Below are 19,420 nucleotides of genomic sequence, written 5' to 3'. Positions count from 1 at the left end.
GCGTGTTGACGTTAGTCCTTGGCGCCGACGGAATTGCTGAGCGAGATGTCGGGCGCCTCGGGCCGCTTCATGCCGACGACATGATAGCCGGAATCGACGTGATGCACCTCGCCGGTGACGCCGCGCGACAGGTCGGACAAGAGATACAGCGCGCTGTCGCCGACCTCGTCGATGGTCACGGTCCGGCGCAGCGGCGCGTTGTATTCGTTCCACTTCAGGATATAGCGGAAGTCGCCGATGCCCGACGCGGCCAGCGTCTTGATCGGGCCGGCCGAGATCGCGTTGACGCGGATGCTCTTCTCGCCGAGATCGGCAGCGAGATAGCGAACGCTGGCTTCCAGCGCGGCCTTGGCGACGCCCATCACATTGTAGTGCGGCATCCACTTCTCTGCACCATAATAGGTCAGGGTGATGATCGAGCCGCCGTCGGTCATCAGCTTCTCGGCGCGCTGCGCGATCGCGGTCAGCGAGTAGCAGCTGATCAGCATGCTCTTGGAGAAATTGTCCTGCGTGGTCTCGATGTAGCGGCCGTCGAGCTGGTCCTTGTCGGAGAAGGCGATGGCGTGCACGACGAAATCGATCTTGCCCCACTTCTCCTTGAGCACGTCGAACACGGCATCGATGGTCGATGGATCGGTGACGTCGCAATGGCCGAGCACGAGGCCGCCGAGCTCAGCCGCCAGCGGCTCGACCCGCTTCTTCAGCGCGTCGCCCTGGTAGGTCAACGCGATCTCCGCGCCGGCCGCGCGCGCGGCCTTGGCAATGCCCCAGGCGATCGAGCGGTTGTTGGCCACGCCGAGGACCACCCCGCGCTTGCCCTGCATCAAACCTGAAATCTGCGCCATGCGGCTTCCCATCGAACTGATTATGAGAGCATGATCCGGAAAAGTGGAAACCGGTTTTCCGAAAGATCATGCTCAAACAAGGAGATGAGCATCATGCGTTTCCGTGGAAGCGCATCATGCTCTGAGGACTGGACGTACACCACCGGTCTGGCCCGGTACAGCCCCATTCCGCCCGCTCTGTGGCAAACGCCCAGCCAGCTTGCCCGGCTGGAATAGGCCTGAGATCGCGGGGTTATGATCTTTGCAAGGCGCCGGCTGCGGCCTGCGCCCTTGTCATCGCAGCGAACAGCCGCAGGGCAGTCCATGAACGCGTTCCGCCAGAGCGTCGAGACCATGATTCCGGCACTGCGCCGTTATGCCCGGGCGTTGGCGCGCGACATGGACGCGGCCGACGAGCTGGTCCAGGACACGCTGGTGCGGGCGCTGCGCTCGGAACGGCTGTTCCTGGGCGGCGACATCAGGAGCTGGCTGTACACGATCCTGACCAATCTGAACAAGAACCGCCGGCGCTCCCTGGCACGGCGACCTCACTTCATGCCGCTCCAGGACGACAATGCCGACGCCAGCGGCACTGAGGCCGAGGGCCGGGACATCGAGCGCGCGCTGGCGACCCTGGTGGAGGAGCAGCGCGCGGCGCTTCTCCTCGTCGTGCTCGAAGGCATGAGCTACCGCGAGGTCGCCGACATCCAGGGTGTCCCGATCGGCACCGTGATGTCCCGCCTCGCCCGCGCCCGCGCCCATGTCCGTGCCGTGCTCGAGGGCGAGCGGCCGGCGCTGCGGAGGGTGAAATGACCACTGCACAAAAGCCGCCCTGCCATGTTCGGCTGCCCAAGCCTGCAGCGACCGCGCATCGCCGCAGCCGCTCGATTGCAACGAGATCCCGATGATGACCGAGCCGACCATTCCCGTCACCGAAGACGAGCTGCACGCCTACGTCGACAACGAGCTGCCGGCCGAGCGCCGCAGCGACGTCGAGCGCTGGCTGGCCGCGCATCCGGCGGACGCCGAGCGCGTGCAATCCTGGCGCAGCATGGCTGAGGCGCTCCATGCCCGCTACGATTCGATCGTCAACGAGCCGGTGCCGCCGCGGCTCGACCTCGACGGTCTGGAGCGCCGGCCGCGGCGCTGGGTCGTCGCGGCCATGGCGGCAAGCGTGGCGGCCTTCGCGGCCGGCGGCGCGGTCGGCTGGGTCGCGCGTGGCGCTGCGTCCTCGCCGTCGCCGCTGCAGGCCCTCGCCGGCGAGGCGCTCGATGCGCACCGACTCTACGTCGTGGAGGTGCGCCATCCGGTTGAGGTCCCCGGCGACGAGAAGGCCCATCTGCAGCAATGGCTGACGCGGCGCTGCGGCCGCACCGTGCAGGCGCCGGAGCTGGAAACCACCGGACTGAAGCTCGTCGGCGGCCGGCTGCTGCCGGGGCCGACCGGTCCGGCGTCCTTCCTGATGTACGAGAGCACCTCCGGCGAGCGCTTCACGGTGTATGCGACCAAGGTCGGGATCGAGGCGGCCGAGATGCGCTATACGGCGCAGGGCAACACCGCTGCGCTGTCCTGGGCGGAGCGCGGCGTCAGCTACGTCGTCAGTGGCAGCAGCGACCGGACGCGTCTCACCCAGGTCGCGCGCCTTGTTTATGACCAGTCCGAACGGGCGGGCGGCTAGCGGCGGACCATTGCCCGATTTCGCGAGGTGCCGGCCTCGGCGCGATTACGGCCGTGATCAGAAGCGTTTGCAGGATGGCCGCAAACGCTGCGCGAAAGCGTACCGATCCCCGCCTCGCCCGGGCGGGAGACACGCCAAGGTCGGCGCCGCAATTCGGTCACCGGAAATCTGGAATCAGGTCACCGGCACGTCTCAATATAGCGCCAAATGTTCACGAAAAAATGAGGAGTGTTCGATCCGCCGATCGACACGGAAGCGGCCTCGATCGGGGTTTTGTACCGCGCTGGTCCCCCTTTCGAGGCCGCACTTTTTCTCTCAGCTTTCCAGCTCGCCCCCTCAACTTTAAGCCGAGTGGCCTACAACGCGCAACCTCAGGAGAGGTTGCTGCGCGGATTGTAGGGATGGCGGTCGCGCCATTTGGTCATCAGGGCTTCGAGCTCGGCATCGTTGCCGTCGGGCAGCACGATCCGGGTGGTGACGAACAGATCGCCGACCGAGCCATCGCTCTTGGGCAGGCCCTTGCCCTTGAGCCGGAAGGTGCGGCCGCTGGAGGTGTTCTTCGGGATCGACAGCTCGACCGCGCTGCCGAGCGTCGGCGCCCTCACCTTGGCGCCCAGGACAGCCTCGTAAAGCGTGATCGGCAGATCGAGCCTGAGGTCGCTGCCCTCGACCTTGAAGAACGGATGCGGCGCGATCTGGATCGTGATCAGGAGATCACCTGGCCGGTGTCCGGGCGCGCTCTCGCCCTGCCCCTTCAGCCTGATCTGCTGGCCGGCGGTGACGCCAGCGGGGACCTTGACGTTGAGCTCCTTGCCCGACGGCAGCCGAACGCGCTTCTCGCCGCCCTTCACGGACTCCTCGAGCGAGACCGACATCGCAACCTTCAGATCGAGGTCGAGGCCGACTCCGCCGGTGTCGAACTCGAACGAACCGCCGCCGCCGCCACGTGCACCGCGCGGGCCAGCGCCGCCGAACATGCTGTTCAGGATGTCCTCGAATCCGCCACCGCCAAAGCCGCCACCCGGCCCGCCGCCGCTGCGGAAGGTATAATTCTCGAATCCGCCCCCCGGCCCGCCGCGGCCGCCAGGGAAGCCCTGGAAGCGCGGCTTGCCTTCGGCGTCGATCTCGCCGCGATCGAACTGCTTGCGCTTCTCCTCGTCGCCCAGGATCTCGTTGGCCGAATTGATCTCGGCAAACCGCGCCGATGCCTTCGGATCATCCTTGTTGCTGTCGGGGTGGTGCTTCTTGGCGAGCTTGCGATAGGCGCTCTTGATGGCCGCAGCGCTGGCGCTTCGCGGCACCCCCAAGACCTCATAGGGGTCGCGCATCCGTCACGTCTCCTTACAGAAAGTCAGATACTAACCTATGGGCTCCCCGCCCGCTTTGCATTTCATCTGGGGAGTCCGTTGTATTTTTGCAACGGGTTCCTGATGGTCCCGGCTAGCTTTGCTGCCAGGGTTTGAGCGTCTGGATGTCCCAGCGCCCACGCTCGATACGGCACGCCGAGCCCTGCAGCCAGCGCTCCGTCTTGCCGTTGACGTAGCTCGCGAGGAAATCGCGGCACGTGCGGCCGTTGTCGGCCGTGTAGGACTTGGCGATCGGCGTCACCGAGCCGCGAGCGCCGGTCTGCGGATTCTGCCAGGGCTGGCTGGAATCCTTGCTCCCCCTGGTCAGCACGTCCGACGCGGCGTTGCGGGCAAAAGCGAGATCGGCTTCGGTCGGCTCGCGCTCGGGCGGCGGGCTGACCGCGCCGGTGATCTCCGCATCGTCCATCTTGGCAAAGGCCGTTTCAGGGCGAGACAGGCTGCAGCCGCCGCCGGACAGGCCGATTAGAATGAGTGTCAAAGCGGTGCCGGCATGACCGATCGCGGATAGGCCAAGTCGGACCGATGCCCTATATAGGACCGGACCCGGATGGACTTGCGCGCGCTTGGCCGCGGGTGAACGCAAAACTCGGACTCCCCAAAGACATGACCGACCCCACGAGCATCAAACACCAGACAATCTTAACATCCGGTACATCGGCCGATTTTACCCAGGCCGGCGAGCCGTTTGCGCTGTTTGCCGACTGGTTTGCGGAGGCCAGCAAGAGCGAGCCCAACGATCCGAATGCGATGGCGCTGGCGACGGTCGACGATAGCGGGTTGCCCGACGTGCGCATGGTGCTGATGAAGGGCTATGACCAGGACGGCTTCGTCTTCTACAGCCACAAGGCCAGCCAGAAGGGCCGTGAGCTCGCCGCCAATCCGAAGGCCGCGCTGCTGTTTCACTGGAAGTCGCTGCGCCGCCAGGTCCGCATCCGCGGCCTCGTGACGCCGGTGAGCGACGAGGAGGCCGACGCCTATTTCGCGACCCGGCCGAAGCAGGCGCAGCTCGGCGCCTGGGCCAGCAAGCAGTCGCAGCCGCTGGAGAGCCGGTTCGCGTTCGAGCAGGCGATCGCCAAGGTCGCCACGCAATACATCATCGGCGAGGTGCCGCGGCCGCCGGGATGGAGCGGCTGGCGCATCGCGCCCATCAGCATGGAGTTCTGGCACGACCGGCCGTTCCGCCTGCACGACCGCATCGAATTCCGCCGCGACGCCGCCGACCAGCCGTGGACCAAGGTGCGGATGTATCCGTGAGACATCGCCGAGCGCGCCAGCGCCCGGCTGCCGGCGTCTGATGCCTTGTCGGACGAATCGCCCGCGCGTGCGTGAATCGAGCGCCGCACCTGCAACCATTGTGGTAAGTTGATCCGTCCGGGATCGTGAGAGACCCAGTTCATGCCGACTCCTTCGAACCAGCCGCGGCGCACGATGCTGCTGACCGGCGCCAGCCGCGGCATCGGTCATGCCACCGTCATCCGATTCTCCTCCGCCGGCTGGCGCGTCATCACCTGCTCGCGGCATCCGTTCCCCGAGGAATGTCCGTGGGGCGCAGGTCCCGAAGACCACATCCAGGTCGACCTTGCCGATCCCGAGGACACGCTGCGGGCGATCGAGGAGGTCAAACAGCGCATGGACAGTGGCGAGCTGCATGCGCTGGTGAACAACGCCGCGATCTCGCCGAAGGGCGCCGGCGGCGCCCGGCTCGGCACCGTCGACACCGACCTCGACACCTGGAATCACGTCTTCCGCGTCAACTTCTTCGCGCCGATCATGATGGCGCGCGGCCTGATCAAGGAGCTGAAGGCGGCCAAGGGCTCCGTCGTCAACGTCACCTCGATCGCCGGCTCGCGCGTGCATCCCTTCGCCGGCGCGGCCTACGCGACCTCCAAGGCGGCGCTGGCCGCGCTGACCCGCGAGATGGCGTCGGATTTCGGCCGCGTCGGCGTCCGCGTCAACTCGATCGCGCCGGGCGAGATCGACACCTCGATCCTGTCGCCGGGCACCGAGAAGATCGTGCAGGAGCAGATCCCGATGCAGCGCCTCGGCACCCCCGACGAGGTCGCCAAGATCATCTATGTGCTGTGCACGGAGACCAGCTCCTACGTGAACGGCGCCGAGATCCACATCAACGGCGGCCAGCACGTCTGAGACCGTCGCCGCGGAGGGGCCTGCCCGTCTCCGGTTTGGTTCACGGCGGATTGCCGCGCGCGGCAAGTTCCAGATGGCCGTGCGAAGCGGCGATTAACACCGTTTCCGAAGATCGATTCGGCCGCCACAAACAAAACAGCGCTCCCCGGAGGGAGCGCTGTTCAAGGGATGACATCGGCTGCTGAATTTCCGATCGTGGACTTTCGGGCGGCATTGCCGGGATACCGCTCGGCCGAGAACAGTCGTTCAGCCTTCGCACACCAGGCCACGAAGGATCTGCGCGGCGCGCCAGCGCAGGCGGTCGGACTCGACGTTGAGGGCGCTGGAGCAATCATCCTCGCGCTCGTCGTCATCGAGCTCGGCGCCGCAATAGCGGCAGGTGCGCGGCGACAGCGCATGGGCCACGACGATGTCGGCGCGGCTGCGTTGATAGTTGGCCAGCTCGATCACGTTGTTCGATGCCGTTATGCGTTTCTCAACCATTGCCGCCTCTTGGATAAGGCGCGATGAACGCGCCCTCGAGCTCTGCCTTGCATGCCACGCGCCGAGACGCTCGTAGTCGGTCATGCTCACGAGCAGATTTATCGCAGAGAAGTTTCGATCAAACGTTCAGGGTTCCCGTCAAATTTTACCTGAGGAATTGGGGCGGCTTTGCAGCGGCGTTGCGGCTGGCCTAACAAGTATTTCTGTTATGCGTTGCACGTTGCCGCTTGTGACACTTGCAGTGCATAGCGACTATCAGTCGGCGGCACGCGACCAACGAACATGTCGCCCACGCAGCTAACAACGGGGCACGAATGAGGCGCTGCGGATGGCGCTTTGCCGCAGCCTTCGCGCGGGCGAGCGGCCTGGGGCGGCCGGCGATTCCAGCTCGGCTGCGCTACAGCCACTTCTTCAATTTGAAGATGTAGTACGGCACGATCGCACAGATCAGCATCAGCACCAACGCCATCGGATAGCCGTGCACCCATTCGAGCTCCGGCATCATCTTGAAGTTCATGCCGTAGATCGATGCGATCAAGGTCGGCGGCATCAGGACCACCGCCATCACCGAGAACAGCTTGATGATGTTGTTCTGCTCGAGGTTGACGACGCCGAGCATCGCATCCAGCACGAAGGTGATCTTGCTCGCGAGGTAGGACGCGTGGTCGGTCAGCGAGGCGACGTCGCGCTGCATGGTCTTGAGCTGCTCGCGCATGTCCTTCGACCACTTCACGCCTTCGACCACCGCAGACAGGAAGGTGACGAGGCGGCCGATCGACACCAGGCTCTCACGCACCTTCGAGGTCAGGTCGCCCTTGCGCCCGATCGCGATCAGAATCTGCGAATATTGCTTGGCGTGTCCGTGACGCTCATTGTTCGGCTCGAAGATCTCGTGGCTGACCTGATCGATATCAGCCCCGACCTTCTCGAGAATGTCGGCGCAGCGGTCGATCACGGCGTCGAGCAGCTCCATCAGCACCATCTCGCCGGTGATCCCGGGCGCACAGTTGCGGGCGAGCTTGGCCTCCACCACCGCGAACGGGCGCGGCTGGTCGTAACGCACCGTCACCAGGCGGTGGCCCGCCAGGATGAAGGTGACTGCCGTGGTCCTCGGCATATCGGAGTCCGAGTGACACATCAGCGTGGCCGTCATGTAGCGGGCCCCGTTCTCGATGTAGAGACGGCTCGAGATCTCGATCTCCTGCATGTCCTCGCGGGTCGGCACCGCGATCCCGGCCAGCTTTTCCACGGCCCGGTCCTCGGCGCTGCTCGGGTTCACGAGGTCGACCCAGACCGCATTGTCGGGCAGAGCCGCGGGATCGGTGATCGCCAGCTTCTTCAGCGCGGCTTCGGACGGAACGAACACCGAGAACATGGACAAAACTCCGAATCGCGAAACGTGAATTTTCGGGGACGTAGCGGCGGGATGCTGCCGCCTTGTGACGCAGCTTGCGAGCCCGGTCCATGGGCTTTCTCGCGAAGGCCATGGTCTCAAGGGTAACGCCCCGGCGGAGAGACGATCGTGCCATTCGGAGCACAGCTGTGGATGACTGCCCGCATTTTTGCGGCAAAAAAGCAACAATCGCGGCGCTGCAGCGTGACCTGTGCGTGTATCGGCTGGAATTGAGAACGATTTTGACGATAATGGGACATGTGGAATCGCGCTGCAGTGGCGCGGCCGTACCATTGCAACGTCAGCTGTCAATTGGAATTGGTGACATGTCGCTGAAGGTGAAACTCGGACTCCTGGCCGCCGGCCTGATGCTGTCGGGCTGCATGCAGGCCACGACGTACGAGGCGACCAACACGCAGGCCTTCAAGCCGAAGGACAAGGAGCTTCTCGCGAAGATCCGCTACACCAACACGCCGGTGGCCGAGCCCTATCGGCGCGCGATCGTCGAGTATCACCGCAAGGAAGCCCCGGGCTCGATCGTCGTCGATTCCGACAGCCACTACCTCTATTACGTCCTCGATGGCGGCAAGGCGATTCGCTACGGCATCACCGTCGGCGAAGAGGCGATGGCGTGGTCGGGCATCGCGAAGGTCGGCGCCATGACCGAATGGCCGGCCTGGCATCCGACCAAGGGCGAGATCGAGCGCCTGGGCGTTCCGACCTTCGTCGCTCCGGGTCCCGACAATCCGATGGGCTCACGCGCGATGTACCTCTATGCCAACGGCAAGGACACGCTGTTCCGCATCCACGGCACCAACCAGCCGGAATATATCGGCGCCTCGATCTCCTCGGGCTGCATTCGCCTGACGAACGAAGATGCGATCGACCTCTATAACCGGGTGAAGGTCGGCACCATCGTCGTGGTGCTGGATCCGAAGAAGGGTGATTCGCCCTACAAGCCGCAGATGGCGCTGCAGGGCGGCGGCACCTTCGCTGCGATGCAGTGAGCCCCGGCTGAAGCCGGTACGATATTCAAAAGCCGAGAAGCGCGTTTAGCAGCCTTTCCAAGGCGCTGGTCACCCGGCGCCTTTTTGTTTGGGGCTAGAACAATCCGCGGAACGGATCCCAGCCACGCCGGCCGTGATGGCGCTTCCGTGGAGCCGGCTTCGATGGCGAAGCCCGTTCCCCACTTGAGCTGTTCAGGGCGCGCTGGTCCCGCCCGGCTGTATTCCGTGCCTTGTCGGACGCTACGGTCGGCGCGCGCGTCTCTGCGGCGACGCGTCCGGACTTTTGCTGTTCAGGCGCAGACTTCGACGCGGTCTGCCGATTGCGGACCGTTCCGGCGGGCTTTGCGGCCGGAGGCTGCGCTTCCGTATCGGCCCGTCCGGAGCGGTCGTCAGCAGAAGGGCTCTGCGCGGTGGCCGGCGGCTCGGCCTTCTCGTCGGTACCGGCGCGACCGCTGCTGTTGTGTTCGGCGTCGGTGCTCGCGGTCTTCCGGACATTTTCGGTGCCAGCCTGCGCGGTCTCGCGTGACGGCGCGTCGTCGGGCCTGGCGGCGGGCATCAGGGGCGCGACCTTCGGCAGCGGGTCGAGCACGTCCCATTGGCAGATGCGGTAGTTGTTGCGGCGTTCGATCAGGTCGAGATGAATGTGGTCCTCGTGGTACCAATCCGAATCGGGGCCGAGCACCGTGGAGAAATGGGTGCAGACCGCGTGCAGCACGGACTCGCGCAAATCGCGCGGCTGATTTCGGTCGGTGAGATCGATCATGCGGCCGTCGGCCAGCTTGAAGCCGTGGACGTCCAGCGCATTGGCACGGCCGTGCTCCGATAGCTGCGCGCCGCTGACATTGTTGCGGCCGCGGCACTGATAGGAATCGAAATTGTCGAGCGCAGTGACCGCGCTGCCGAGCCGTTCGGCCAGCGGCGCCACATCGTTGCGCACCCAGTTGACGACCGCGGTCGCCATCGGACAACGCATGGTCGCCGCAGGCGTCAGCGCCACCCTGCGCTTGTCAGGCAGCACCACCGCCTCCAGCCGAACCAGGTCCTCGCCGCCGCATCCGCCTGGCCCCTTGATCGGCGGAATCGACGGCGCGATCGCGACCTCTTCGGTCAGGGCCAGCCTGCAGGCCGAAGGCGGCGGCGGAGCTTGGGCATCCACCTTTGGACCGGCGCTGGCCGCGTCGCGCGGGGCGGCATCCTCCCCCTTGGCCGCTGCCCGCGCCGGCGCATCGGCAGGCCGCGGCTGCGGAAGCGGCACCTTGGCAACACCGTCGGCCAGCTTCGCTGCGGGCTCGGCGGCCGTGGGCGGGCTGCGATGCGCCGATTTCGCGGCCGCCGCCGGCGCCGCCATGAGCCAGCTCAATGCGATCGCCACGGCCACAGCGCTAACCATCACGCCCGGCGCGACGTCGTGGCCATCACAAGCCCATTTGCGTCGGGTGCGGCGCGCGCTAAAATTGACCAAAGAGACCAAAAGACCCTCGCTGCAAGCGAATACCGGAGGAACGACCTGATGCTTGGTTTGATGCAAGACTGGCCCCTGCTTTGTCACCGGATCATCGAGCATGCGGCGACAATCCACGGCTCCCAGGAGGTCGTGACCCGCTCGGTCGAGGGCCCCATCGTTCGCACCACCTACCGGCAGATCCACGACCGCGCTCTCAAGGTCTCGCAGAAGCTGACGCGCGACGGCATCAAGCTGGGCGACCGCGTCGCCACTATCGCCTGGAATACCGGCCGTCATCTCGAGGTCTGGTACGGCATCATGGGAATCGGCGCGATCTGTCATACGGTCAATCCGCGCCTGTTTCCCGAGCAGATCGGCTGGATCATCAACCATGCCCAGGACCGCATCGTCATCACCGATCTGACGTTCGTGCCGATCCTCGAGAAGCTCGCCGACAAGCTGCCGAGCGTCGAGCGCTACATCGTGCTGACCGACGCCGCGCACATGCCGCAGACGACGCTCAAGAACGCCGTCGCCTACGAATCGTGGATCGGCGAGGCCGACGGCGATTTCGCCTGGGGGACCTTCGACGAGAACACCGCAGCCGCGATGTGCTACACGTCCGGCACCACGGGCGATCCGAAAGGTGTGCTGTATTCGCATCGGTCCAACGTGCTGCATGCGTTGATGGCCAATAGCCGGGATTCACTCGGTACGTCCGCAGCAGACACAATGCTTCCGGTGGTTCCGCTGTTCCATGCCAACAGCTGGGGCATTGCCTTCTCCGCTCCGTCGATGGGCACCAAGCTGGTGATGCCCGGCCCCAAGCTCGACGGCGCGTCCGTCTACGAGCTGCTCGACACCGAGAAGGTGACCTACACCGCCGGCGTGCCGACGGTGTGGCTGATGCTGCTGCAGCACATGCAGGCGCATAACCTCAAACTGCCGCATCTGAAGATGGTGGTGTGCGGCGGCTCGGCAATGCCGCGCTCGATGATCCAGGCCTTCCTCGACATGGGTATCGGCGTGCGCCATGCCTGGGGCATGACCGAGATGAGCCCGATCGGCACGCTCGCTACCCTGAAGCCGCCGTTCCTCGCCGCCGACGGCGACGCCAAGCTCGACGTGCTGCAGACCCAGGGCTTCCCGCCGTTCGGCGTCGAGATGAAGATCACCGACGATGCCGGCACCGAGTTGCCGTGGGACGGCAAGACCTTCGGCCGGCTCAAGGTGTCCGGGCCCGCGGTGTCGAAGGCCTACTACAAGGTCGACAGCAACATCCTCGACGATGAAGGCTTCTTCGACACCGGCGACGTCGCAACCGTCGACGAGCATGGCTACATGCGCATCACCGACCGCTCCAAGGACGTCATCAAGTCCGGCGGCGAATGGATCTCCTCGATCGACCTGGAGAATCTCGCGGTCGGCCATCCCGCGGTCGCCGAGGCTGCCGTCATCGGCGTCTATCATCCGAAATGGGATGAGCGCCCGCTGCTGATCGTGCAATTGAAGCCCGGCCAGACGACGACGCGCGAGGACATCCTGAAATACATGGAGGGCAAGATCGCCAAATGGTGGATGCCCGATGACGTCGCCTTCGTCGACGGCATTCCGCACACGGCAACGGGCAAGATCCTGAAGACCGCGCTGCGCGACCAGTTCAAGAGCTACCGCTTCCCCAACGCCGCAGCTTAGCAACAACTCCCGTTCCGCGCGAGACTCACGGCCCCTGCGCCCCCCGCGGGGGCCGTTTGCGTTCCGCGCAAAAAGTTCCATCGCCCTCGCCTCGACCAAAGGCGAATAGGAAGCCCATGGGCGGGTTCCTAAGGTCCGGCACCATAAAAAAACGAGGGAACGCCACCATGCGAAAATCAATCCGCCTGCTGCCCTGGCTGCTGGGAGCATCACTGGTCGCCACGGCCGCTCACGCCGCCGGCAACAAGGTCGTGATCGGCGACATCGACGACATGTCCGGGCTCTATGCCGACGTGATCGGGCCGGGCGGCGTCGAGGCTGCAAAGATGGCGATCGAGGATTTCGGCGGCAGCGTGCTCGGCAACAAGATCGAGTTCATGGAGAGCGATCATCAGAACAAGCCGGACGTCGGCGCCCAGAAATTGCGCGAGTGGGCCGATCGCGACGGCGTCACCATGATCCTCGGCGGCTCCAACACGGGGGTCAGCCTCGCGATGGCCACCGCCGCCAAGGAGAAGAAAATACCGTTCATTGCGATCGGTGCCGCCGGCGCCTCGCTGACGGGCAAGGACTGCACGCCCTACACCGTCCACTACGCCTACGATACGACCTCGCTCGCCAACGGCACCGCCAAGACCATGGTCAGCCAGGGCGGCAAGAGCTGGTTCTTCCTGACCGCCGACTACGCCTTCGGCACCCAGTTGCAGGAGGCCGCGTCCAAGGTGGTCGAGGCCAATGGCGGCAAGGTGGTCGGAGCGGTCCGCGTGCCGCTCTCGACCTCGGATTTCTCCAGCTATCTGCTGCAGGCGCAAGGCTCGGGCGCGCAGGTTCTGGGCCTCGCCAATGCCGGCAACGACTTCACGAACTCGATCAAGGCCGCGGATGAATTCGGCATCGCCAAGACGATGAAGCCGGCGGCGCTGCTCGCCTTCGTCAGCGACATCCACAGTCTCGGCCTGAAGACCGCGCAGGGTCTCTATCTCACCACCGGCTGGTATTGGGACCTCAACGACAAGACCCGCGCCTTCGCCAAGCGCTACTTCGAAAAGACCAAGCGCGAGCCGACCATGAACCAGGCCGCCTACTACTCGGCGACGACGACCTACCTCAATGCCGTGAAGGCGGCCGGCACCACCGACTCCGACAAGGTCATGGACCAGCTGCGCAAGATGAAGATCGACGACATGTTCACGTCGAACGGCAAGATCCGCGCCGACGGCCTGATGGAGCACGAGATGTACATCATGCAGGTCAAGAAGCCGGAGGAGTCGAAGTACCCCTGGGACTACTACAAGCTGATCCAGACGATGTCGGGCGAGGAGGCGTTCGGCAAGCTCGCCGACTCGGCCTGCCCGCTGGTGCATGGGCACTGAGCATCCGGCGCAGCCTGACCAAGGAAGCCGCGGCCCCTCCCTTTCGGCGGGGCCGTGGCGTTTGTGCCGCTGCGGCTTTGACGTGGCGCAAGATGGCAGTCTCGGCCGCATCTAGAAGATGGGCATGGGTTCAAGAGCGCGCGTCCCGGCTTCCACGACATGGCGCGACGTACCGTCGACGGTGCTGACGCTCGGGCTGGTGTCGCTGCTGATGGACATCTCCTCGGAGCTGATCCACGCGCTGCTGCCGGTCTTCCTCGCCACCGTGGTCGGCGCCTCCACGGTGACCATTGGCCTGATCGAAGGCGTGTCCGAGGCTACCGCCGCAATCACCAAGGTGTTCTCCGGCGCACTATCCGACCGCATCGGCAAGCGCAAGCTGCTGGTCGCAATCGGCTATGGGCTGGCGGCATTGACCAAGCCGGTGTTTCCGCTCGCCGGCACATCCTGGCAGATCCTCGCCGCGCGCTTCGTCGACCGCATCGGCAAGGGCATCCGCGAGGCGCCGCGCGACGCACTGATCGCCGACGTCACGCCGGAAGGCATCCGCGGCGCGAGCTACGGCCTGCGCCAGGCGCTCGACACGATCGGCGCCTTTGCCGGTCCCCTCCTCGCAGTGGCGCTGATGGCGCTCTATGCCAACGACTTCCGGGCGGTGTTCTGGTGGTCGGCGCTGCCGGCCACGCTTGCCGTGCTGCTGATCCTGTTCGGCGTGCGCGAGCCGGTGGAGACAGCGCCTGCGCCGCACCCCGGCTGGCCGGTCCATGCGCGCGAGCTGCGCCGGCTGCCATCAGCCTACTGGATCGTGGTCGCCATCGGCGCGGTGTTCGCGTTGGCCCGCTTCAGCGAGGCGTTCCTGGTGCTCAAGGCGCAGGCCGACGGCCTCGCTCTCTCCCTCATCCCGTTGGTCTACGTGCTGATGAACCTGATCTATGCCGGCGTCGCCATGCCCGCCGGCATCCTCTCCGACCGCATCGGCCGCAACAACGTGCTGACCTGCGGCCTCGTGGTGCTGACAGCCGCCGACCTGACGCTGGCCTTCGTGCCCGGCCTGATCGGCACCGCGATCGGCGTCGCGCTGTGGGGCCTCTACCTCGGGCTGTCGCAGGGGCTGTTGTCGGCGATGGTCGCCGATACCGCCCCGCCGGACCTGCGCGGCACCGCGTTCGGCCTTTTCAACCTTGTGACCGGCGCTGCGCTGCTGGTCGCGAGCCTGCTGGCGGGATGGCTGTGGCAAGCCTATGGGTCGCAGGCGACGTTCGCGACCGGCGCGGCATTCTCCGTCGCAACCATCCTATTGATGCTGACGGCCTTGCGCGCCCGCCCCATCCCAAGCGCCTGACGCAGTCAACGGATCAACCGCCCTCTCCGGGCCAGACCCCTCTTGAATTTAGCCCCTCCGCGTGGTCTCACACGGATGACCCGGCCGCCCGGCGCAACGCAGGCAGCGGCCCAACCCGGCAGTTCCTGACACGATGGCACGCAGGTTTCACGCCCCCTATCTGTCGGAGCCCATCTCCAGCCTCGCGACCTGGACCCGCAATCTGGCGGTGTTCTCGGTCGTCGCCGTGCTGGTCTCGATCCTGATCCTGCGCTTCGATTTTCTGGAGATGAAGCCGGCGCTGGCGACGTTCTTCGGAGCGCTGGGGCTTGCCGTCCTGTCGATCCTGCTCGGGCTCGCGGCCTTCGTCGCGATCTGGCGCAACGGCAGCCGCGGCATGAGCCGGATCCTGCTCGCCTTCATGATCGATGCCGTGGTGCTGGCCTATCCGGCCTACCTCGCGCTCCAGTACCGCAAGCTGCCGAAGATCTACGACATCACCACCGACCCGATCGATCCGCCGCGCTTCGAGGCCTTGGCGCCGCTGCGCAACGGCGACGGCACCAACACGGCCGTGTATGCCGGGCTGTATTCAGCCGAGCAGCAGCAGAAATTCTATCCGGACATCGAGCCGGTGCAGATCGAGCTGCCGCCCGATCGTGCCTATGCGATCGCGCTGAAGCTGGTCAACCGGCGCAAATGGTTCGTGGTCGACGAGCGCGCGCCGCAGCCGCCGCGCCGCGTCGGCCGCATCGAGGCGGTCGCACGCACGCCGATCATGGGCTTTCGCGAGGACATCTCGATCCGGATCCAGCCCGACGGCGAGGATTCCCGCGTCGACGTCCGCTCCGCCTCGCGCTATTTCGAGTCAGATATCGGCAGCAACGCCGCGCGCGTGACCAAGCTGATCGAGGATCTCTCCAGCGCCGGCGAGGCCGAGGCGCAGAAGCCGGTGAAGAAGGTGACGCCGCCGCCCATGGCAGCGAAGGGGAATGCGAAGACGGTGAAGAAGTGAGAGGCGAATAGGGATTACCGAACAGGGAGAACGTCGAGCACGACCGTGCTTCCTTGCCTCCTCCCTACTCCCTCTTCGCCTATTCGCTACACCAGCCGATACGTCCCGCCGATCACCGGATCGCCTTCCGTCGCGACCACGCCGCGGGCGACGAGGTCTTCCAGATGCGCCAGCACGGAATAGCCGGCCGCCGTGGTGAGCCGCGGATCGATGCCGATATAGATCGCGCGCACCATGGTCGGGATGTCGGCCTCGCCCTTGGCGAGGCGATGCAGGATCGAGGCTTCGCGCGCCTGGCGATGGCGCATCAGGAAGCGCGTGTAGCGCGGTCCCTCCGGAATTTCCGGTCCGTGGCCTGAGAAATACAGCTCCTCGGGCCGCGCGGCGAGCCGCTCCAGCGAAGCCATGTAGTCGACCATCGAACCGTCGGGCGGCGCCACGATCGAGGTGGCCCAGCCCATCACGTGATCGCCGACGAAGGTGGTGCTACGCGCGCCCCAGGCGAAGGCGAGATGGTTGGCGGTATGACCGGGTGTCGCCAGCGCCTCGAGCTGCCAGCCCTGCCCCTCGATCACGTCACCATCGGCAACGGTGACATCGGGCGCGAAGTCCCGATCGACGCCGGATTCCGGGCTGTGCTTCTCGCTCTCGTAGCGCGGCCGCGACGCGCGATGCGGGCCCTCGGCATAGACGGTGGCGCCGGTCGCGGCCTTGAGCCGGCCGGTGTTCGGCGAGTGATCGCGGTGGGTGTGCGTCACCAGGATGTGCGTGACGGTCTCGCCTCTGACGGCATCGAGCAGCGCCTGCGCATGGGCCTCGTTGTCCGGACCCGGATCGATGATCGCGACGTTACCGGTGCCCACGATGTAGCTGACGGTACCGGTGAAGGTGAACGGGCTCGGATTGTTGCAGAGGACGCGGCGAATGCCCGGACGCACCTCCTCGACGACTCCAGCTGCAAGCGGGAAGTTGCGGTTGAATGGGACGTCTTCCTCGGCCATCTGCTGCCCTTAACTCTGCGCGGGCGCTTGAATGGCCCGCTTCCTCCGGCGTCATGCCCCGCGCAGGCGGGGCATCCGGTACGCCCTGGCATATCGGCTGATCACTCTCGTCTCGGCATACTGGATCGTCCGCTTGCGCGGACGATGACAGTTGAGGACTCAGGGCCCGTCCCCAAGATCGACCAGGCGAATTAGAAGAACGCCTGGATGCCGGTGATGGCGCGGCCGAGGATCAGCGCGTGGACGTCGTGCGTGCCCTCGTAGGTATTGACCGTCTCGAGGTTGGCGACGTGGCGCATCACCTGATACTCGATCGAAATGCCGTTGCCGCCGTGCATGTCGCGCGCGACGCGGGCGATGTCGAGCGCCTTGCCGCAATTGTTGCGCTTGACGATCGAGATCATCTCCGGGGCCATCTTGCCCTCGTCCATCAGCCGGCCGACGCGCAAGCTTGCCTGCAAGCCAAGCGCGATCTCCGTCTCCATGTCCGCAAGCTTCTTCTGCACCAGTTGCGTGGCGGCAAGCGGACGACCGAACTGCTTGCGGTCCAGCGTATACTGGCGGGCGCGATGCATGCAGTCCTCGGCGGCGCCGAGCACGCCCCAGGAGATGCCGTAGCGGGCGCGATTGAGGCAGCCGAACGGCCCTTTCAGGCCGGACACGTTGGGCAGCAGCGCGCTCTCCGGCACCACCACGCCGTCCATCACGACCTCGCCGGTGATCGAGGCACGCAACGAGAGCTTGCCGCCGATCTTCGGCGCCGACAGCCCCTTCATGCCCTTCTCGAGGATGAAGCCACGGATCTGGTTGTCATGCGCGGCCGACTTCGCCCACACCACGAACACGTCGGCGATCGGCGCGTTCGAGATCCACATCTTGCTGCCGGTCAGGCGGTAGCCGTCGGCGACCTTCTCGGCGCGGGTCTTCATGCCGGCCGGATCGGAGCCGGCATCCGGCTCGGTGAGGCCGAAACAGCCGACCCATTCGCCGCTGGCGAGCTTCGGCAGGTACTTCTTGCGCTGGCTCTCGTCGCCATAGGCGTAGATCGGATACATCACCAGCGAGGACTGCACCGAGTTCATCGAGCGATAGCCGGAATCGACGCGCTCGATCTCGCGCGCCACGAGGCCATAGGCGACGTAGCTCGCATTGGCGCAGCCATATTCCTCCGGCAAGGTGATGCCGATCAGGCCGAGCTCGCCCATCTCGTTGAATATCTCGCGATCGGTCTTCTCGTCGAGATAGGCCTTGGTCACGCGCGGCAGCAGCTTGTCCTGGGCATAGGCGCGCGCGGTGTCACGCACCATGCGCTCGTCCTCGGTCAACTGCTCGTCCAGCAGGAAGGGATCGTCCCACTGGAAGCTCGACTGGGCCGGCTTGTCCTTTGCCTGAGGGCGCGCGCTCATGAATGGTCCTTTCGCGTCTCGCTGCGCACGGGTCGCAGCAGTCTAGAGGTTAAATCCTGGAAGTTCAGCCTTCAAGCCGCTCGTTGGCGACGATCTCGATGCCGAAACCCGACAGGCCCTTGTAGTCATGCGCCGACGACGTCAGGTTCCGGATCGAGGTCACGCCGAGATCACGCAGGATCTGCGCACCGACGCCGACCTCGCGCCACTGCCGATGGCGATCGGCCTCCGCGGTATGCGGCTCTTCGACCGGCTCGACGGGAACGCCGGCCGCGCCGTCGCGCAGATAGATCAGCACGCCGCGACCGGCCTGCTTGAAGTGCTGCAGCACCGCCTGGATACGCTGCGGGCCCGCGATCAGATCCTTCACGATGTTGGGCTTGTGCAGCCGCGTCAGCACGTTCTTGCCGTCGCCGATGCCGTTGTAGACGAACGCGGCGTGGGTGATCGGATCGAACGGCGAGCGGTAGGCGAAGCCCTGCAGCGGCCCGATCGGGCTGTCGGTCGTGAACGTCGACACCCGCTCGATCAGCTTCTCGCGCGCCTGCCGGTAGGAGATGAGATCGGCGATGGTGACATGCTTGAGATTGTGGGCCGCGGCGAAACGAACGACCTGCTCGCCCTTCATGACCGTGCCGTCATCGTTCATCAACTCGGAGATGACGCCGACCGGCGGCAGCCCCGAGAGCTTGCAGAGATCGACCGCCGCCTCGGTGTGGCCCGAGCGCAGCAGCACGCCGCCGTCGCGCGCGATCAGCGGGAAGATATGGCCGGGCCGCGCAAAATCATTGGCGCCGGCATTGGGATTGGCGAGCGCGCGACAGCAGGAGGCACGCTCCTCGGCCGAGATTCCGGTGCCACCGTCCGGCTTGTAGTCGATCGAGACGGTGAACGCCGTGGTGTGATTGGAATCGTTGTGCGCGACCATCGGGTCGAGCCGCAGCCGCCGCGCGTCGTCGGCCGTGATCGGCGCGCAGACGATGCCGGAGGTATGGCGAATGATGAACGCCATCTTGTCGGGCGTGCAGAGCGAGGCGGCGACGATGAGATCGCCCTCGCCCTCGCGGTCGTCGTCATCGGTCACGACGACCATCTCGCCCTTGGCGAAGGCGTACAGAACTTCCTGGATCGAGTCGGCCATTGCAAGTCTCGCTGCTTTTCCGGGCTGCTTTAGCCGGGATCGCAGGCGCGCGCCAGAGCGGCGGAATCGCCGCGCGAAGGTCGCCTTCCCCGGGAAAAGGACCTGCCCTGCCAGGACAAGCGCC

The 19,420-nt window shown here is 65.6% G+C and carries 18 protein-coding genes; 9 read left to right on the top strand and 9 right to left on the bottom strand.

Features of this window, described 5'->3' with window-relative positions; genetic code table 11:
• Positions 1–11: 11 nt before the first annotated feature.
• Positions 12–845 carry an enoyl-ACP reductase FabI gene (gene fabI / locus ACQR2C_RS22735; protein ID WP_315802312.1) on the bottom strand — a complete coding sequence of 278 codons (834 nt, stop codon included), beginning with the start codon at positions 843–845 and terminating at the stop codon, positions 12–14.
• 303 nt (positions 846–1,148) lie between these two features.
• Here fabI and ACQR2C_RS22730 point away from each other — a divergent pair, with 303 nt between their 5' ends.
• Both ACQR2C_RS22730 and ACQR2C_RS22725 read left to right on the top strand, forming a co-directional pair.
• Complete coding sequence (locus ACQR2C_RS22730) at positions 1,149–1,637, top strand: sigma-70 family RNA polymerase sigma factor (RefSeq protein ID WP_315802311.1); 489 nt, start codon at positions 1,149–1,151, stop codon at positions 1,635–1,637.
• Between the two features lie 91 nt (positions 1,638–1,728).
• On the top strand, positions 1,729–2,502 hold the full coding sequence (locus tag ACQR2C_RS22725) for an anti-sigma factor family protein (protein ID WP_316218403.1): 774 nt from the start codon (positions 1,729–1,731) through the stop codon (positions 2,500–2,502).
• Positions 2,503–2,873: 371 nt separating this feature from the next.
• Here ACQR2C_RS22725 and ACQR2C_RS22720 read toward each other — a convergent pair whose 3' ends face one another.
• Both ACQR2C_RS22720 and ACQR2C_RS22715 read right to left on the bottom strand, forming a co-directional pair.
• Positions 2,874–3,830 (bottom strand): DnaJ C-terminal domain-containing protein, encoded by a 957-nt coding sequence (locus ACQR2C_RS22720; protein ID WP_434882160.1) that lies wholly within the window; start codon positions 3,828–3,830, stop codon positions 2,874–2,876.
• 112 nt (positions 3,831–3,942) lie between these two features.
• Positions 3,943–4,347, bottom strand: a complete 405-nt coding sequence (locus ACQR2C_RS22715; RefSeq protein WP_315802308.1) for an RT0821/Lpp0805 family surface protein — start codon at positions 4,345–4,347, stop codon at positions 3,943–3,945.
• A 125-nt stretch (positions 4,348–4,472) separates the two neighbouring features.
• Here ACQR2C_RS22715 and pdxH point away from each other — a divergent pair, with 125 nt between their 5' ends.
• Entirely contained in the window at positions 4,473–5,123 is a 651-nt protein-coding gene (gene pdxH / locus ACQR2C_RS22710; RefSeq protein WP_316238311.1) for a pyridoxamine 5'-phosphate oxidase, read from the top strand.
• A 141-nt stretch (positions 5,124–5,264) separates the two neighbouring features.
• Positions 5,265–6,017 (top strand): SDR family NAD(P)-dependent oxidoreductase, encoded by a 753-nt coding sequence (locus ACQR2C_RS22705; protein WP_315802306.1) that lies wholly within the window; start codon positions 5,265–5,267, stop codon positions 6,015–6,017.
• 246 nt (positions 6,018–6,263) lie between these two features.
• Here the strand turns inward: ACQR2C_RS22705 and ACQR2C_RS22700 are convergent, their stop codons facing one another.
• Positions 6,264–6,584, bottom strand: coding sequence for a hypothetical protein (locus ACQR2C_RS22700; RefSeq protein ID WP_409997915.1), 321 nt, complete (start codon positions 6,582–6,584; stop codon positions 6,264–6,266).
• A 313-nt stretch (positions 6,585–6,897) separates the two neighbouring features.
• Positions 6,898–7,875, bottom strand: coding sequence for a magnesium transporter CorA family protein (locus ACQR2C_RS22695; RefSeq protein ID WP_315802305.1), 978 nt, complete (start codon positions 7,873–7,875; stop codon positions 6,898–6,900).
• A 344-nt stretch (positions 7,876–8,219) separates the two neighbouring features.
• Here ACQR2C_RS22695 and ACQR2C_RS22690 point away from each other — a divergent pair, with 344 nt between their 5' ends.
• Positions 8,220–8,900: a L,D-transpeptidase gene (locus tag ACQR2C_RS22690; protein WP_315802304.1), complete on the top strand. Its 681-nt coding sequence runs from the start codon at positions 8,220–8,222 to the stop codon at positions 8,898–8,900.
• Between the two features lie 94 nt (positions 8,901–8,994).
• On the opposite strand, the gene ACQR2C_RS22685 is transcribed toward ACQR2C_RS22690, so the two are convergent.
• Complete coding sequence (locus ACQR2C_RS22685) at positions 8,995–10,464, bottom strand: extensin family protein (RefSeq protein ID WP_434882159.1); 1,470 nt, start codon at positions 10,462–10,464, stop codon at positions 8,995–8,997.
• Here ACQR2C_RS22685 and ACQR2C_RS22680 point away from each other — a divergent pair.
• From ACQR2C_RS22680 to ACQR2C_RS22665, 4 genes are all read left to right on the top strand, one after another.
• Positions 10,411–12,039, top strand: coding sequence for a fatty-acid--CoA ligase (locus tag ACQR2C_RS22680; protein ID WP_315752068.1), 1,629 nt, complete (start codon positions 10,411–10,413; stop codon positions 12,037–12,039). The genes ACQR2C_RS22685 and ACQR2C_RS22680 overlap by 54 nt on opposite strands.
• A gap of 167 nt (positions 12,040–12,206) precedes the next feature.
• Positions 12,207–13,412, top strand: a complete 1,206-nt coding sequence (locus tag ACQR2C_RS22675) for an ABC transporter substrate-binding protein (RefSeq protein ID WP_316218401.1) — start codon at positions 12,207–12,209, stop codon at positions 13,410–13,412.
• A 118-nt stretch (positions 13,413–13,530) separates the two neighbouring features.
• On the top strand, positions 13,531–14,754 hold the full coding sequence (locus tag ACQR2C_RS22670) for an MFS transporter (protein ID WP_410051463.1): 1,224 nt from the start codon (positions 13,531–13,533) through the stop codon (positions 14,752–14,754).
• Positions 14,755–14,887: 133 nt separating this feature from the next.
• Entirely contained in the window at positions 14,888–15,748 is an 861-nt protein-coding gene (locus ACQR2C_RS22665) for a DUF1499 domain-containing protein (RefSeq protein WP_315802299.1), read from the top strand.
• Between the two features lie 86 nt (positions 15,749–15,834).
• On the opposite strand, the gene ACQR2C_RS22660 is transcribed toward ACQR2C_RS22665, so the two are convergent.
• The 3 genes from ACQR2C_RS22660 to ribB all read right to left on the bottom strand — a co-directional run bounded on the left by ACQR2C_RS22660 (position 15,835) and on the right by ribB (position 19,296).
• Positions 15,835–16,749, bottom strand: a complete 915-nt coding sequence (locus ACQR2C_RS22660; protein WP_315802298.1) for an MBL fold metallo-hydrolase — start codon at positions 16,747–16,749, stop codon at positions 15,835–15,837.
• A gap of 191 nt (positions 16,750–16,940) precedes the next feature.
• Entirely contained in the window at positions 16,941–18,155 is a 1,215-nt protein-coding gene (locus ACQR2C_RS22655; protein ID WP_315802297.1) for an acyl-CoA dehydrogenase, read from the bottom strand.
• Positions 18,156–18,219: 64 nt separating this feature from the next.
• Complete coding sequence (gene ribB, locus ACQR2C_RS22650; protein ID WP_315802296.1) at positions 18,220–19,296, bottom strand: 3,4-dihydroxy-2-butanone-4-phosphate synthase; 1,077 nt, start codon at positions 19,294–19,296, stop codon at positions 18,220–18,222.
• Between the last annotated feature and the right edge of the window lie 124 nt (positions 19,297–19,420).

Source organism: Bradyrhizobium sp. HKCCYLRH3061, assembly GCF_051168015.1.
Lineage (GTDB): Bacteria > Pseudomonadota > Alphaproteobacteria > Rhizobiales > Xanthobacteraceae > Bradyrhizobium.
This window is presented reverse-complemented; position numbering and strand designations above follow the sequence as displayed.

What these genes read in the sequence shown, in the direction of transcription:
- fabI (WP_315802312.1), bottom strand. Translation starts at nt 845, where the DNA reads ATGGCGCAGATTTCAGGTTTGATGCAGGGCAAGCGCGGGGTGGTCCTC.
- ACQR2C_RS22730 (WP_315802311.1), top strand. Translation starts at nt 1,149, where the DNA reads ATGAACGCGTTCCGCCAGAGCGTCGAGACCATGATTCCGGCACTGCGC.
- ACQR2C_RS22725 (WP_316218403.1), top strand. Translation starts at nt 1,729, where the DNA reads ATGATGACCGAGCCGACCATTCCCGTCACCGAAGACGAGCTGCACGCC.
- ACQR2C_RS22720 (WP_434882160.1), bottom strand. Translation starts at nt 3,830, where the DNA reads ATGCGCGACCCCTATGAGGTCTTGGGGGTGCCGCGAAGCGCCAGCGCT.
- pdxH (WP_316238311.1), top strand. Translation starts at nt 4,473, where the DNA reads ATGACCGACCCCACGAGCATCAAACACCAGACAATCTTAACATCCGGT.
- ACQR2C_RS22705 (WP_315802306.1), top strand. Translation starts at nt 5,265, where the DNA reads ATGCCGACTCCTTCGAACCAGCCGCGGCGCACGATGCTGCTGACCGGC.
- ACQR2C_RS22700 (WP_409997915.1), bottom strand. Translation starts at nt 6,584, where the DNA reads ATGACCGACTACGAGCGTCTCGGCGCGTGGCATGCAAGGCAGAGCTCG.
- ACQR2C_RS22695 (WP_315802305.1), bottom strand. Translation starts at nt 7,875, where the DNA reads ATGTTCTCGGTGTTCGTTCCGTCCGAAGCCGCGCTGAAGAAGCTGGCG.
- ACQR2C_RS22690 (WP_315802304.1), top strand. Translation starts at nt 8,220, where the DNA reads ATGTCGCTGAAGGTGAAACTCGGACTCCTGGCCGCCGGCCTGATGCTG.
- ACQR2C_RS22680 (WP_315752068.1), top strand. Translation starts at nt 10,411, where the DNA reads ATGCTTGGTTTGATGCAAGACTGGCCCCTGCTTTGTCACCGGATCATC.
- ACQR2C_RS22685 (WP_434882159.1), bottom strand. Translation starts at nt 10,464, where the DNA reads ATGCTCGATGATCCGGTGACAAAGCAGGGGCCAGTCTTGCATCAAACC.
- ACQR2C_RS22675 (WP_316218401.1), top strand. Translation starts at nt 12,207, where the DNA reads ATGCGAAAATCAATCCGCCTGCTGCCCTGGCTGCTGGGAGCATCACTG.
- ACQR2C_RS22670 (WP_410051463.1), top strand. Translation starts at nt 13,531, where the DNA reads ATGGGCATGGGTTCAAGAGCGCGCGTCCCGGCTTCCACGACATGGCGC.
- ACQR2C_RS22665 (WP_315802299.1), top strand. Translation starts at nt 14,888, where the DNA reads ATGGCACGCAGGTTTCACGCCCCCTATCTGTCGGAGCCCATCTCCAGC.
- ACQR2C_RS22660 (WP_315802298.1), bottom strand. Translation starts at nt 16,749, where the DNA reads ATGGCCGAGGAAGACGTCCCATTCAACCGCAACTTCCCGCTTGCAGCT.
- ACQR2C_RS22655 (WP_315802297.1), bottom strand. Translation starts at nt 18,155, where the DNA reads ATGAGCGCGCGCCCTCAGGCAAAGGACAAGCCGGCCCAGTCGAGCTTC.
- ribB (WP_315802296.1), bottom strand. Translation starts at nt 19,296, where the DNA reads ATGGCCGACTCGATCCAGGAAGTTCTGTACGCCTTCGCCAAGGGCGAG.